Source organism: Photobacterium arenosum (assembly GCF_014841115.1).
In the GTDB taxonomy this organism is placed as follows: domain Bacteria; phylum Pseudomonadota; class Gammaproteobacteria; order Enterobacterales; family Vibrionaceae; genus Photobacterium; species Photobacterium arenosum.
Map to the genome: position 1 here is coordinate 242,163 of NZ_JACYTP010000003.1, position 14,565 is coordinate 256,727.

12 protein-coding genes are annotated in these 14,565 nt (G+C 49.9%); 2 read left to right on the top strand and 10 right to left on the bottom strand.

Annotation, left to right across the window (positions count from 1 at the left end):
• Positions 1-7: 7 nt before the first annotated feature.
• Positions 8-748: a UDP-2,3-diacylglucosamine diphosphatase gene (lpxH, locus tag IFO68_RS07040; RefSeq protein ID WP_192015238.1), complete on the bottom strand. Its 741-nt coding sequence runs from the start codon at positions 746-748 to the stop codon at positions 8-10.
• 47 nt (positions 749-795) lie between these two features.
• Positions 796-1,293 carry a peptidylprolyl isomerase gene (locus IFO68_RS07045; protein ID WP_192015239.1) on the bottom strand — a complete coding sequence of 166 codons (498 nt, stop codon included), beginning with the start codon at positions 1,291-1,293 and terminating at the stop codon, positions 796-798.
• A gap of 243 nt (positions 1,294-1,536) precedes the next feature.
• Here IFO68_RS07045 and cysS point away from each other — a divergent pair, with 243 nt between their 5' ends.
• The gene (gene cysS / locus IFO68_RS07050; protein ID WP_192015240.1) at positions 1,537-2,916 is read left to right on the top strand and encodes a cysteine--tRNA ligase; all 1,380 of its coding nucleotides are present in this window, start codon (positions 1,537-1,539) and stop codon (positions 2,914-2,916) included.
• A gap of 88 nt (positions 2,917-3,004) precedes the next feature.
• Here the strand turns inward: cysS and IFO68_RS07055 are convergent, their stop codons facing one another.
• Positions 3,005-3,853, bottom strand: coding sequence for an ion transporter (locus IFO68_RS07055; RefSeq protein ID WP_192015241.1), 849 nt, complete (start codon positions 3,851-3,853; stop codon positions 3,005-3,007).
• Positions 3,854-4,501: 648 nt separating this feature from the next.
• Here IFO68_RS07055 and adhE point away from each other — a divergent pair.
• Positions 4,502-7,216, top strand: a complete 2,715-nt coding sequence (gene adhE / locus IFO68_RS07060; RefSeq protein WP_192015242.1) for a bifunctional acetaldehyde-CoA/alcohol dehydrogenase — start codon at positions 4,502-4,504, stop codon at positions 7,214-7,216.
• Positions 7,217-7,342: 126 nt separating this feature from the next.
• Here adhE and IFO68_RS07065 read toward each other — a convergent pair whose 3' ends face one another.
• The 7 genes from IFO68_RS07065 to cmoB form a co-directional block, all read right to left on the bottom strand.
• Positions 7,343-8,032 carry an SDR family oxidoreductase gene (locus tag IFO68_RS07065; RefSeq protein WP_192015243.1) on the bottom strand — a complete coding sequence of 230 codons (690 nt, stop codon included), beginning with the start codon at positions 8,030-8,032 and terminating at the stop codon, positions 7,343-7,345.
• Between the two features lie 247 nt (positions 8,033-8,279).
• Positions 8,280-8,801 (bottom strand): VC2046/SO_2500 family protein, encoded by a 522-nt coding sequence (locus IFO68_RS07070; protein WP_192015244.1) that lies wholly within the window; start codon positions 8,799-8,801, stop codon positions 8,280-8,282.
• 88 nt (positions 8,802-8,889) lie between these two features.
• Entirely contained in the window at positions 8,890-10,038 is a 1,149-nt protein-coding gene (locus IFO68_RS07075) for a MalY/PatB family protein (protein WP_192015245.1), read from the bottom strand.
• Positions 10,039-10,147: 109 nt separating this feature from the next.
• Positions 10,148-11,119, bottom strand: coding sequence for an alpha-L-glutamate ligase-like protein (locus tag IFO68_RS07080; RefSeq protein ID WP_192015246.1), 972 nt, complete (start codon positions 11,117-11,119; stop codon positions 10,148-10,150).
• Positions 11,120-11,122: 3 nt separating this feature from the next.
• A complete protein-coding gene (locus IFO68_RS07085; protein WP_192015247.1) occupies positions 11,123-12,628 on the bottom strand; it encodes an inactive transglutaminase family protein in 1,506 nt (501 codons plus the stop codon).
• Positions 12,629-12,725: 97 nt separating this feature from the next.
• A complete protein-coding gene (locus IFO68_RS07090) occupies positions 12,726-13,481 on the bottom strand; it encodes an ATP-dependent zinc protease family protein (protein WP_192015372.1) in 756 nt (251 codons plus the stop codon).
• 102 nt (positions 13,482-13,583) lie between these two features.
• Complete coding sequence (gene cmoB / locus IFO68_RS07095; protein WP_192015248.1) at positions 13,584-14,558, bottom strand: tRNA 5-methoxyuridine(34)/uridine 5-oxyacetic acid(34) synthase CmoB; 975 nt, start codon at positions 14,556-14,558, stop codon at positions 13,584-13,586.
• Positions 14,559-14,565 lie beyond the last annotated feature (7 nt).

Genomic DNA, 14,565 nt, shown 5'->3' on the forward strand with positions numbered 1-14,565 from the left:
TGTATCGCTAGTTTTGGTCAGCCATTCTGAAGCTGCGCATTTGCAGCTGGCAACCGGCAGCTGTGCAGAGCAGAACGGAACCCTGATCATACCAGTCACCCAGCACGGTCCGGGTGGCCTGCTGCCCATCAATGGTTAAATCATGAACGGCCGGGCGATGGGTATGGCCATGAATCATATGGGTCACTTGATGTTCTGACATTAAATCAGTGACAGCTTGTGGCGTCACATCCATGATGTCATAGGACTTCATCTGATTGTTGCTACTGCTGCCAGAGCGCATCTTGCGGCCAACAGCCTGGCGCCATGCCAGCGGTAGGCGCAAAAATAGCCATTGAATAAATGGATTATGGACTTTTTTCCGGTAACGCTGATAGCTTTCATCCAGGGTACACAAAGTGTCACCATGCAAAATCAGCGTTGGCGTACCGTACAGGTCAATCACAGTGTGCTCTGGTAATAACATGACGCCCGTTTCACGGCTGAATTGCTTGCCGATCAGGAAATCACGGTTGCCATGAATGAAAAAACAGGGCACACCGGAATCCGTCAATGCTTTAAATGCACATTTGATCTGGCGGTGAAAGGCATTGTCGTCGTCATCACCAATCCACATTTCAAACAGATCGCCCAACACATAGAGTGCTTCGCATTGGGTTGCCTCGGTTGACATAAAGTGCAGAAAACAATCGGTAATATCAGGGCGATCCGCACTCAGGTGCAAATCAGCTATAAAACATATGGTCATAAGTATTGAGACAGGTGGCCGGTATGAACGGCCACCTTGGCAGGGAATTATTCTTCGATGGTAACAGAATTGATGACAACTTCTTCAACCGGCACGTCCTGATGGACATAGCCCCAGTTACCTGTCGCAACCGCTTTGATCTTGTTGACGATATCCATACCTTCAACCACTTCACCAAATACGCAGTATCCCCAACCATCTGGTGTTTCAGATTTGAAATCTAGGAAGTTGTTATCATTCACGTTGATGAAGAATTGAGAGCTTGCGGAATGTGGTTCCATGGTGCGGGCCATCGCGATGCTGCCAGTTTTGTTGCTCAGACCATTGTTAGCTTCATTCTTGATTGGTGCACGGGTTTCTTTTTCAACCATGCCGGACGCCATACCGCCGCCCTGAACCATGAAGCCGTCAATCACACGGTGAAACAGCGTACCATTGTAGAAACCGTCACGGCAGTACTGCAGGAAGTTCGCACTGGTTTCCGGAGCTTTTTCTGTGTTGAGCTGGATTTTAATATCACCAAAAGTGGTGTGAAGCGTTACCATGAGCTTATCCTTAACTGGAGTGTATTGCTTTAAACCCTGAATTCTAACGAACTAAGGCAAAGCGTCAATACAGTTTATACAGGTGAACCAAGTTAATTCTATAACTATAGAAGAGGGTTGGGATTGGTAAAATCGGTACTGCACCCGTTAACCATGCCAATCGCGCTGAACCTAGCATCTTGAGGCGACTTGGGTATAATCAGCCCTTTGAATCGTAACCCCCGAAATGAGTAATTATCAGACATGTTAAAGATCTATAACTCACTGACAAGACAAAAAGAGGAATTTAAACCCATAGTGCCTGGCAAAATAGGCATGTACGTCTGCGGGGTTACTATTTACGATTTATGTCACATCGGCCACGGCCGCACCTTTGTTGCATTCGACGTGGTGTCACGCTACTTGCGTTACAGTGGCTATGATCTGACATTTGTCCGTAATATCACAGATATTGACGATAAAATTATTAAACGCGCGGCAGAAAACGGTGAAAGCTGTGACTCTCTGACCGAACGTCTGATCGGCGAAATGTACGCCGATTTTGATGCCTTGGGTATGGCGCGTCCGGATATTGAGCCTCGTGCGACCAAATTCATTCCGGAAATTGTTGCGCTGTGTGAACGTCTGATCGAACGCGGTTTCGCGTACGTGGCAGACAATGGCGACGTGATGTTTGAAGTCAGTAAGTTTGACGAATACGGTAAGTTGTCTGGCCAGGATCTGGAACAGCTGCAGGCCGGTGCGCGTGTTGATATTGAAACGGCAAAACGCAGCCCACTGGATTTCGTGCTGTGGAAAATGTCCAAACCGGGCGAGCCGACCTGGGAATCACCATGGGGACCTGGCCGTCCGGGCTGGCACATTGAATGTTCTGCAATGAACTCAGCCATTCTGGGCGATCATTTTGACATTCACGGCGGCGGCTCTGATCTTCAGTTCCCGCATCACGAAAATGAAATTGCGCAATCCTGCTGTGCCCATGATACCCAGTATGTGAATACCTGGATGCACAGCGGTATGGTGATGGTTGATCGTGAGAAGATGTCCAAATCACTGGGTAACTTCTTCACCATTCGTGATGTGCTGGAGCATTACGATGCTGAAACGGTTCGTTATTTCCTGATGTCTGGCCATTATCGCAGCCAGCTCAATTACAGCGAAGAGAACCTGAAGCAGGCACGCTCTGCGCTGGAGCGTCTGTATACGGCACTGCGCGGTCTGGATACGGATGTTGCCGCACAGGGTGGTGAAGCCTTCATTGAGCGCTTTACCACGGCGATGGATGATGACTTCAACACGCCTGAAGCTTACTCTGTGATGTTTGATATGGCGCGTGAGATTAATCGCCTGAAAGGTGAAGATCTGAAGGCGGCTTCTGCACTTGGCGCTCAACTGCGCGCACTGGCTGAAGTACTGGGATTGCTGGCACAGGATCCTGAAACCTTCCTGCAAAGCAGTGCAAAGGCAGACGATGTGGCTGAGATTGAATCACTGATCCAGCAACGTCTGGATGCCCGAGCTGCGAAAGACTGGGCAGCTGCAGATGCCGCACGTGATACGCTGACCGCCATGGGAATCATTCTTGAGGATGGTCCGCAAGGTACGATATGGCGTCGTAAATAGCTGTTTATCAGACACTTGGACAGCTGAGTGAAAAAGCCCTCTTGCGAGGGCTTTTTTGTGCGTGCGGATTGTGTTCGTTTTTCTGGGATCATTTAGTGGCAGGCGCTGAGACGATCCTGTCATCGGGATGTGCGAGTTCACTGCCGCAATGCTTACAGAAGACGGCGTCGGTTTCATGGCCCGGCCGCGAGCAGTTCATGCACTTCACCAGGGTGCGGTGTAACTGACTCTGATGGCCAATTTCTGCCGTGATAATGCCGGTGGGAACGGCGATGATGGAATAGCCCATCAGCATAGTGAATGAGGCGAGCGTTTTACCGAGATCCGTCTGAGGTACCAGGTCACCATAACCCACAGTCGTTAAGGTCACTATGGCCCAGTAAATACTGTAAGGAATGCTGGTAAAGCCATGTTCTGGTCCTTCAATCACAAACATGAGTGAACCAAATACAGTCACCAGCACTGCGACAGTAGTGAAAAAGATCAGGATCTTGCGGCTGGATTGTAATAAAGACCTCAGCAGTAAATTAGAATCCTGCAAATACCTAACCAGTTTTAAGATCCGGAATATACGCATTACCCTCAGCAACCGGATGACCATCAGATAGTGCGCGGCCGGAAAAAGAAACACCAGATAGGTGGGTAAGATGGCAAGAAAATCGACAATGCCGTAAAAACTCCGGGCATACGCAGCCGGCTTGGGTGAGCAGTACAGCCTGAGCAGATACTCGAGCGTAAAGATCAGCGTAAACCCCCATTCCATCAAGTAGAACAGCTGTCCCCACTTCTGGCTTATCGGGCTGACAGACCCGAGCATCAGAACAATAATCGATGCCAGTATGGTCAGAATTAATGTGATATCAAATGCTTTGCCCGCCGGGGTGTGGGTGCCAAAAATGGTGATGTAGAGTCTTTCTTTTCTTGTTGAGTGGGACATAACTAACATCTGAGTGATTGAAAAATAAAGCATACTTAAGAGTTGCTGCCTTTGCCAGAGCCATTTCCGCGCTGTTTGTACCTGCTGCCGGTAAGAGCTTATTTGGTTTACAGCAGCAGGGGGAAGGTAAGACTTACTGCACCTATTTTACTGTTTTTGTTTGCTATTCTGGCTTCATTTATCAATGATATGTGTTCAGATGCTTATTGGTGGTCAAAAAGTCATTCAATGACATTGTCGTTCTGAGCGTTACTGGATTAGGCTTTATGTGGCGTGAATACTACCCAGAATGGGGTATGAGCCTGTAGCCGTTTGGGGAGCCAATCTGTTGTCACTTTTGGGAATTAAATTACCGATATGAAAATTAATTTCATGTTGCGGCATGTCTAAATATTTGTTTTGTGAATGATTCTAATTGAGTTGCTTTTTAAATAATTGATTTTATTTGTTTTTGATGAGTGGTGACATCTTTCTGATGTATGCGTTTAGCATGATCCAGATCAAGCCCCACCTGGCAATGAAGTCATAAAATCAGTTTTGAAAGCAATTTACTAAGTGTGCTCAATCGGCGATAAGCGCTCTCATGGCAAGGAATCAGAGACGTATCCTTACTAAAAAGTTTTCAATCTTAAAGTTAGGAGTTTGACTATGCCTGTAACTAATTTGGCAGAACTCGATGCAATGGTTGCCCGTGTAAAAGCAGCACAGAAGATTTTTGCCACCTACTCGCAGGAGCAAGTAGACAAGATTTTCCGTGCCGCCTCTCTGGCGGCAAACAACGCCCGTATTCCTCTGGCCCAGCAAGCCGTACAAGAGTCTGGCATGGGGATCGTTGAAGACAAGGTGATCAAAAACCACTTTGCCTCTGAATTTATTTACAACAAATACAAAGACGAAAAGACCTGCGGCATTCTGGAGGAGAACGATGAGTTCGGCACCATCACCATCGCAGAGCCTGTCGGTATCATCTGCGGCATTGTGCCGACGACAAACCCAACTTCAACCGCTATCTTCAAATCTCTGATTTCACTCAAAACCCGTAACGGTATTATTTTCTCTCCGCACCCACGGGCGAAAGAATCGACCAACGCTGCGGCGAAACTGGTATTGGATGCCGCCGTCGCGGCTGGCGCACCTAAAGATATCATTGGCTGGATCGATCAGCCTTCGGTTGAGTTGTCCAATGCCCTGATGAAGCACCCAGACCTAAACCTGATTCTGGCCACCGGTGGTCCGGGCATGGTGAAAGCGGCTTACTCGTCTGGCAAACCGGCCATTGGCGTCGGCGCAGGTAATGTGCCTGTGGTGATTGACGAAACGGCCGATGTAAAACGTGCGGTGGCATCTGTGCTGATGTCTAAGACATTTGATAATGGCGTGGTGTGTGCCTCAGAGCAGGCCGTAATCGTAATGGATGAAATCTATGACGAAGTGAAGGCGCGTTTTGCCAGCCACAAAGGGTATGTGCTGAGCAAAGAAGAGGCCGACAAAGTCCGCAAAGTGATTTTGATTGAAGGTAATCTGAACGCCAATATCGTGGGCCAGCCTGCTACAAAAATTGCTGAAATGGCAGGGGTGTCGGTTCCTTCTGATACCAAGGTACTGATTGGTGAAGGCGAGGCCATCACGATCGATGAAGAGTTTGCCCATGAGAAACTGTCGCCAACCCTGGGGATGTTCCGTGCCAAAACCTTTGAAGATGCGGTAGATATGGCCTGTAAGATGGTTGACCTTGGCGGTATTGGTCATACCTCGGGTTTATATACCAACCAGGATGTCAATGAAGAGCGCATTAAGTACTTTGGCGATAAGCTGAAAACCGCGCGTATTCTGGTGAACATCCCAACCACCCACGGCGGTATCGGTGATCTGTACAACTTCAACATAGCACCATCTTTGACTTTAGGCTGCGGTTCTTGGGGGGGGAACTCTATCTCTGAAAACGTCGGGCCTAAACATTTGATTAACAAGAAAACAGTGGCGAAGCGAGCTGAAAATATGCTGTGGCATAAACTGCCTAAGTCGATCTATTTCCGCCGTGGCAGCCTGCCTGTGGCGCTGACGGATCTGGAAGATAAGAAACGTGCCTTTCTGGTGACCGACCGTTTCCTGTTTAACAACGGCTATGCCGATGAAGTGATGACGCTGCTCAAAGCACAGGGCATAGATGTCCATGCTTTCTACGATGTGGAAGCCGATCCAACACTGACGATCGTCAAAAAAGGTGCGGAAGCCATGAAGAGCTTCCAGCCTGATGTGATCATTGCACTGGGTGGCGGTTCACCGATGGACGCCGCGAAAATCATGTGGGTGATGTATGAACATCCGGATACCCACTTCGAAGAGCTGGCGATGCGCTTTATGGATATCCGTAAACGTATCTACAAATTCCCGAAAATGGGTAAAAAAGCAGAGTTGGTTTGTATTACAACCACGTCAGGGACGGGGTCTGAAGTGACGCCGTTTGCGGTCGTCACCGATGATGAAACAGGCGCGAAATACCCGCTGGCTGATTATGAGCTGACACCTCAGATGGCAATCGTTGATGCCAATCTGGTAATGAACATGCCAAAATCACTGACTGCGTTTGGTGGTTATGACGCTGTGACCCATGCGTTGGAAGCCTATGTGTCTGTGCTGGCAAACGAGTATTCAGATGGCCAGGCATTGCAGGCACTGCAACTGCTCAAGCAATACCTGCCTTCCAGCTATGCCAACGGTGCGAAAGACCCGATTGCCCGTGAGAAAGTCCATAACGCGGCAACCATCGCCGGTATTGCTTTTGCCAATGCGTTCCTGGGCGTCTGTCACTCTATGGCACACAAGATAGGTGCTGAGTTCCATATTCCACATGGTCTGGCAAATGCCTTGCTGATTGCGAATGTGGTGCGCTATAACGCGAACGACAATCCAACCAAGCAGACGGCTTTCTCTCAGTACGACCGCCCGCAAGCTCGTCGTCGCTATGCCGAAGTGGCTGATCACCTGGGCCTTTCTCAGCCCGGTGACCGTACCGCACAGAAAATTGAGCGCTTGCTGAGCTGGCTGGATGCACTGAAAGACGATTTGGATATTCCTAAGTCAATTCAGGCGGCAGGGGTATCAGAATCTGACTTCCTGGCGAAACTGGATGAACTGGCTGTCGAAGCCTTTGATGATCAGTGCACCGGCGCGAACCCGCGTTATCCGCTGATTGCAGAGCTGAAAGAGGTGCTACTGGCTTCTTATTACGGAAAGGCGTATGTCGAAGGCGAAACCTTTGAAGGCACGACTGTGATTAAGAAGAATGCAGATCAAAAACCTGCGGAAGTCATTCAGGCTGCTCCTGCGGCCCGAAGCAAGAAGGTTGCGGCTAAGGCTTGATAGCCTATCGCTGAGTGAAACAAAAACCCGCCATCTGGCGGGTTTTTTTATACCATTTGCAGATTACGGCCTATGGCATTAGTAGATTGCGAGGACAAAGACGGGACTCGCTGCAGTGACAGGGGATCAGACCACTTCAGCTTCAATCATTCTGCCATTGAAATAGTCGTTCGAGACTATGTACTCAGCACTACGGGCAATTTCATACTGCATGGGCAGGCTGAGTAGGGTGCTGGGTGGCAGATCATGCCGCTCATCAAAGATCAGCGGGAAAACGCCACCAACACGAATTTTGTACTGCGCCAGCTCTTTGGACCAGCTTTGAGTAAAGCCCGCCAGCATGGCTTTGGAACTGCTGCTCAAAGGTATGGGATTATCCGGCCGGCAAGCAGCTAAATTGATAATCACACCGGACTGGTGATGTTCGCGCATGTAGCTTGCGGTCTGTTTGCCAAAGGAAAGAAACGCTGATGTACCTTCCGTCATGAGCTGGCAGAATTCTTCAACTGAGGTCTGGGTTAAGAGCATGGGAATATCGACACCCAGCCAGCAGTTGATCAGTACATCGATTTTTCCGTATTGTTCGTGTACCGCATGAATGGCACTGGCAATAGTGGCTTCTTTATTATCGGAAAGACAAAGTGCATAGCACTCGCTGCCTTTGGCTAAACATTCCTGATGGTTGATGTGCAATCGTTCACTGTCTGTATCTACCAGGGCTATCCGTGCGCCTAATGAAGAGAAATGGAACGATGCGGCTTTTCCTAATGGGCAGCCTGCAGCAGTAATAAGAATAACTGAGTCTGCAATATTCATAGCGCAATCTTCCTATATGTGGATACCTAGAAGTCGTAACAGCAATGACGGCTTTAACCATCCTCACCTTCACTATTCAATAAACTAATAACACCCTGATAATGTTAAATCTTAGTTAAGTACGCAGGTAAAGCGGCATTGAATTGTTTGGCATATGACGCTTGTCACGAAATTTAGTACTTTGTGAGATGTCGCGAAAAAATTGCTTAATTGACTGAAAAATAACGAAAAGAAAAGGTGATGGTGATCAGCAGACCTTAGCAACGGCGCCGTACATTTCAGCGGAACGTTTGGCTCGGATAAGGTTAAGGTAGAGATCCTGCGGGGACCCTTTGATCGGTTCCGGCTGGGTGGGAGGCAGGCGGCGGCGCTCATGCCCGGACAGGTTATGGTACAGCTCTTCAGGCAAACCTTTAGTGTCCTGGGGGGGGAACGTTATTGCTATGGGTTGTAACGAGCTGAGTAAGCGGGTTGCGGAAAGCCCGCCATAATGGAACGCTCGTGACTGCTCTGCACCACGGGGATAGCAGAACTCGGATGTCGATAGCGGGGCAGGGTCTTGCAATTCGAAATAAGAGCGCAACTGCTCTTCTGTGGTCGCAGGAGGCAGCGGTTTTTCGGTCGGCGTGGTTTCCAGATAATCCGGCGATAACATAGCCAGCATCAGTGCGAAGTCAGATCGGCGCCCCTGCTCAACCGCGCGGTTGAGCTGGTTACCAAGCTGCACTTCACTGATAAGCTGTGCTTTGTCTATGGTATGGATTTGCATGGAGTCCGACAGAAATTAAAACCAGTGTTATCTCTATCGGACAGTCAGTGAAAATCTTTAGCGAGATTGTCTATCAGATGGCTAATTATTAACCGATTGATTCAATGGCGTTCTTCATGCGCGATAGCGCCAGCTCTAAAGTCTGGCTGGTACAGGCAAAATTCATTCTGACAAATCCGGAATGGCCAAAATCTGCGCCAGACGAAAAGCCAACACCGGCGGCTTCAAAGAAGGCATGCGGGTTTGCCACAGGCAGGCCGGAGGCATCAATCCAGGCCAGATAGGTCGCTTCAATCGGATGCAGTGTGAGCCCCGGCATACTGTTAATGGCTGTCATCAGCCTGTCTCTGTGCTGACGCAGATAGTGGAGCTGATTGTCGAGCCACGGCTGGCAATCACGGTATGCGGCTTCGGCGGCCGTATAGGCCAGCACATTGACCTCAGGCACTATGCCAGCCCGCGTCCGGTTGAAACGGCGTCGTAGCTCGAAACTCGGAATAATTGCCATTGATGCGCCAAGACCGGCAATGTTAAAGGTCTTGCTCGGTGCTATCAGGGTGATGGATCGCTGTGCGGCATCGTCATCCAGACTGGCAAAGGGAATATGGCGGGCGTTCTCATTGAGGAGCAAATCGCAGTGGATTTCATCGGAACAGACATACAGGTCATGCTTTTTGGCAAAGCTGTGCAGCGCTTCCAACTCCTGACGCGTGTAGACGGTACCGCCGGGATTTAAGGGGTTACAGAACAGCAACAGCTTGCTATCGGTCGGGATCTCAGTTGCCGCTAAATCCAACAGCCAGCGGCCTTGCTGCAGTGTTACGGGGGAGTAGGCCAGAGGGCGTGAAGCGTATTTTGCCGCACTAAAAAATTTCGGGTACACCGGCTTGGGACTGACAACGGCCTGATGTTGCTCGGTACAGGCACGAACAGCCAGATTGAGACCACAGACCAGACCGGGTAAATAAACAATCCACTCCGGTTTGATCTGCCAGTTATAGAGCGTCGCCATGCGCTCAACGATCAGCTCGCTGAGCGATGCAGGCACGGAACCATAGCCAAAGACGCCGTGATCGACATGCTGGTGGAGGGCGTGTGTGATCGCATCCGGTACTCTGAAGTCACTGTCTGCCACCCACATAGGCAGAACATCCTTTCCCTGATACTTCAGCCACTTTGTACTGTTGCTCTTGGTGCGATCCACCGGCTGGTCAAATAAACGCAGGATCTCTGACATAGGCTCTCCAATAACCAGTTGAAATCAATGAATATGATGACTCAGCTATTATGCGCCTAATTGGCCTGAAGAAGAAAGCCCCAGCCGAAAACCGGGGCTTGAGAGGTAATCAGAACAGGGGCTTAGCACCAAACTGCTCGGCAGCATAGGCGACGCGTTCAGCCGGAGAGGGCATCTTGGACGGCGTGCCCAGGCTTTCAATGTGATGAAGTCGCGGCAGCAACCCGCAGCCATTGGCGGTCTGGATCGCAAGGCCAGGCCGGGCATTCAGCTCCAATACCATAGGACCTTTGACTTTATCCAGTACCATGTCAGTGCCCAGATAGCCCAGTCCTGTCATTTCCCAGGCACTGGCTGCCAGTTCCAGTAACTTCAGCCAGTTGGGTACGGTGAGCTCGCTGAGCAATCTTTCAGTATCCGGGTGACGTTCTACCGGCAGGTTAAACTGCACCGCACGAACGGCTTTGCCGGAGGCGATATCAATGCCGACCCCGACGGCTCCCTGGTGAAGGTTGGCTTTGCCGTCGGAGGCCGCGGTAGAACAACGCATCATGGCCATGACAGGGTAACCTTTAAATACAATCACCCGTATATCCGGTACCCCTTCAAAGCTGAACCCGTCGAAGACATTATCAAACTGGATCAGATTTTCGACCATGGCCACATCGTTCTTGCCGCCGAGCGAAAAAAGCCCGGCCAGGGTATTAGTGATGTGTCTTTCAACATCCTGCTTATTAATCACAGCCCCTGACGGTTTGGTGTATAAACCGTTTTCGTGTTTGATAATGACAAGAATCCCTTTCCCGCCGGAGCCTTGAGCCGGTTTGATAACAAAGCCCGGCCAGTCACGCACCATGTCGTGAATTTCTTTGACGTGAACCTGGCTTCTTATCACACCGATCAGTTCAGGCACGGTGGCTCCCGCACGCTGGGCGATGATCTTGGTTTTCAGTTTATCATCGACAAGCGGATACAGACTGCGGTCGTTGTAGCGGCCGATATAGCTGTGATTGCGCTTGTTCATGCCCATGATGCCGCGTTCGCGCAGACGCCACGGCGTAGTATAACGCGATAAAAACATGGCTTAATCCTCCGCTAACGGCTTAAAGCGTCGTAGCTCACTCAGGCGGTAGCCTGTGTAGTTACCCAGCATCAGGATCATTGCCATTATAATGAGTTGCAGGCCGATAAAGTTAAAGGTTAAGTGACGAACCAGATCATTGGTCATGACCAGATACACTATGATAGCCGTTAACAGCGAGCCACCACCCTGAATAAAGACCTCTTTTGCCCCTTCTTCTTCCCACAGAATCGACATACGCTCAATCGTCCAGGACAGGATGATCATCGGGAAGAAGGTGATCGTCAGACCTTCTACCAGGCCAATTTTGAAGGCCACCACGGTAAAGATCGAAATAATGAGTATTACAGTCACTATGACGGCGGATATTCGGGCCACAAGCAGCAAGTTCAGCCGCGACAGGTAGCTGCGTATGATTAAACCTGTGCCAACGATAAGCAGAAAACCCAGTACACCGGTAATCAGCTGAGTCTGCACAAAGGCCACTGCAATCAGCACCGGCATGAATGTCCCTGAGGTTTTCAGGCCCACTATGACCCTGAGGAAGACTACAATCAACGCGCCTATCGGTACCAGCATGATGGTTTTGAACATCGCCTGCTCCTCAATAGGCAGGCTGTGTATTGAGAAGTTCAGCAGATCTTCAGCCTGGATTTTTTCACGGGTTGCCTGCTGCGGGGTAATATCCTGCGAAATAATCGAGAAGCTGATATTGGAGTTACGGCCGCCTATGACATCCAGCAAGGAATGACCTTGCTGATTCCAGACCAGTACATCGTTAGGTTTACCTTCCTGTCCTGTCTGCGGGTCAAATAAATGCCATTTCTCGCCGCCCCAGACTTCCACCATAGGGCTGATGCTTTGGCGACGGCGGCCATCTTCGAGCTGTAAGCCACCCACGATGCGGGCATTTATCCCTTCCATCGAGAGTAAGAAAACCACCACATTTTCCCGCGGAAAAGCATTGAGCAGCAAAGAGGCGTTTTGGTTATTCCTGTCATTGAGCTGTTTCAGTATTTCCCGGGTCAGCGTCAGATTGTCCGCCGACAGGGTTCTAGCCTGAACCAGCATGGCTTTGGCTGCCGTTTCCTGAGGGTTATCAAGGCTGGGAGCTTCAGGCTTGCCTCTCGGTTTATCGGTCGAGAAACTGGCCAGCGGGTCGACAAGCATCTGTGTTTTGTAATAAAGCACCTGTTTGCCGGATGCCTGACGAATTGACCATTCCGCCCGGCGTCCCTGATCGGTATCGATCAGTGCAACGCCATAGCCAGGTGATGAGGTGCTTTCGTCGATTTGCGTGAAGCCCTGCTGTGATTCCGGTGCGGCCATTGATACTTTGACCGGCTTGCCGATGGCATCAAACTCCACTCTGGCTTCCAGCTCCCACAAGGCGCGCTCTTCGCCCGGTGTCCAAGGCACACCGTAAATATCATGGCGGTAGAGACTGAGCGCTGTCCCGGCAATGACGAGCAAGGTGATGAGAAAATAAAACGGAATTCTTGACGTCATGACAACCTCTAATTTTTCCTTTATTGGTTGAAGCAAACGAAACGATGAAAACGAAAATGGGGCTATGACAAGCTGTCATGCCCCAAACTGAAAACGGTTATCGCCCTTGGATGAATTGTTTACCGACATCAACGAGTGCGACGTCTTTAAAGAATTCCCGCCCAAGCAACACCGGATATGTCATCTGTGTTCGGTCTGCCAGGGTAAACTGTGCTTTCTCATGCAATTTGCCGAGTTTAAGCCACATTTCAACCACCGGGCGCCGCTCGGTATCGTCGGCGGAAGACTGGCGAATTTTCACCCAGCGGACAATCGGGGCTTCCATGATTTGATCGGCTGGCTGATTCTCTTCCCCGCTGTGGCTGAGATTGAATTTGGCCCACTGTTTGCCATCCCGTTCAAAGATCTGGACATCCAGTGCGTTGATCGAAGAAGTTGTCGCACCCGTGTCAACCCGTGCTTTAAAAAAGGATTGCACTGAGTCCAGCCAGATCCATTCTTCTTCACCCAGGATAACTTTGCCATGGGCAGTTTTAGGATCGATATCAATAGTTTTTTGTGGTACCGGCACTATTTTTTTCTCAACAATGACTTCAGGTTTAGACGATGAAACAGAAGCAACTTTATTCAGTTCTTCTGACATTGATGATAGCTCTTTTTCTAACTTAGCAATGTTTTCATTTTGCTCATTTATTTGTTGCGACATGCGATTAAGTCGAAAATGGACATTGGTTTCCATCATCTCAATCGCAGTCAGTGTATTCGTTTCCCGCTGCGGGCTGGGTTCGGTTTTCAGCATTGAGCAGCCGGAAATAAATGTCAATGCAATAAAGGTTACGCTGCGGCCAAGCATGCTCACTCCCAAAAGTGGATATAGTGTAATTCTTAGTTTTTCTTTAGGGGGCCGTAGTTTAGCGTACAAAAAAGGATGCGGGTAGCACCCTTTTGTTAACACTTAGTCAGGATTTACGGCGACCAGCACTGCGCGTCGGGGGGCTGGGTAGCCTTCTATTGTTTTTGACGGGTCTTGCGGATCAAGATATTCCGGCAGTGAATTATTTGTCATCCAGTTGGTGGAGCGTTGCTCATCGGTGGTGGTGACACTTTCATCAACAATCCGCACATCGACAAAACCGCTTTTCTCCAGCCAGACTTTCAGGGCTTTGGCAGAGGGGAAAAAGTAGACATTGTGCATCTGAGCATAACGGTGACCTGGAACCAGTACCGCATTTTCATCGCCTTCAATCACTAAGGTTTCCAGCACCAGTTCACCGCCTTTGCGCAGCTGGTTTTTCAGCTGCAATAAGTGATCAAGCGGCGAGTGGCGGTGATAGAGCACACCCATACTGAAGATGGTATCAAACGCTTTCAGTTCCGGCAGTTGTTCGATGCCCAGCGGTAGCAGGTACGCACGCTCATCCTGGCCCATCAGGCGACGGATCGCCTCGAACTGAATCAGGAACAGGTTTGAAGGATCGATCCCGACCGTCAGTGCGGCCCCTTCACCCAGCATACGCCACATGTGGTAGCCGTTGCCGCAACCGACATCCAGCACTTTACGGTGTTTGAGGGGAGAGATGTGCGGCAGAACGCGATCCCATTTCCAGTCGGAACGCCATTCGGTGTCGATGTGAATACCGTGGATATGGTACGGGCCTTTGCGCCAGGGGTGCAGCAGACGCAGTAAGCTTTCCAGGCGTTTTTGCTCACCATCGGCTACCGGCACTTCATTCATGACACTGACTTGTGTTTTCAGGTCGATAAAGTCCGGCTTATCGGCAGGAAACTTCTTCAGCGCCCGAACCCAGCGGGCCATGTCGCCGTGCTGGGCGGTTTCCCAGTCGGATAATTGCTGCGGCAAAATGTTAAGCCAGGGACGCAGTTGCTCGTCATTGGCTAATAAGCGATAGAATTCTGAAAAGCTAAACATGGAGCGT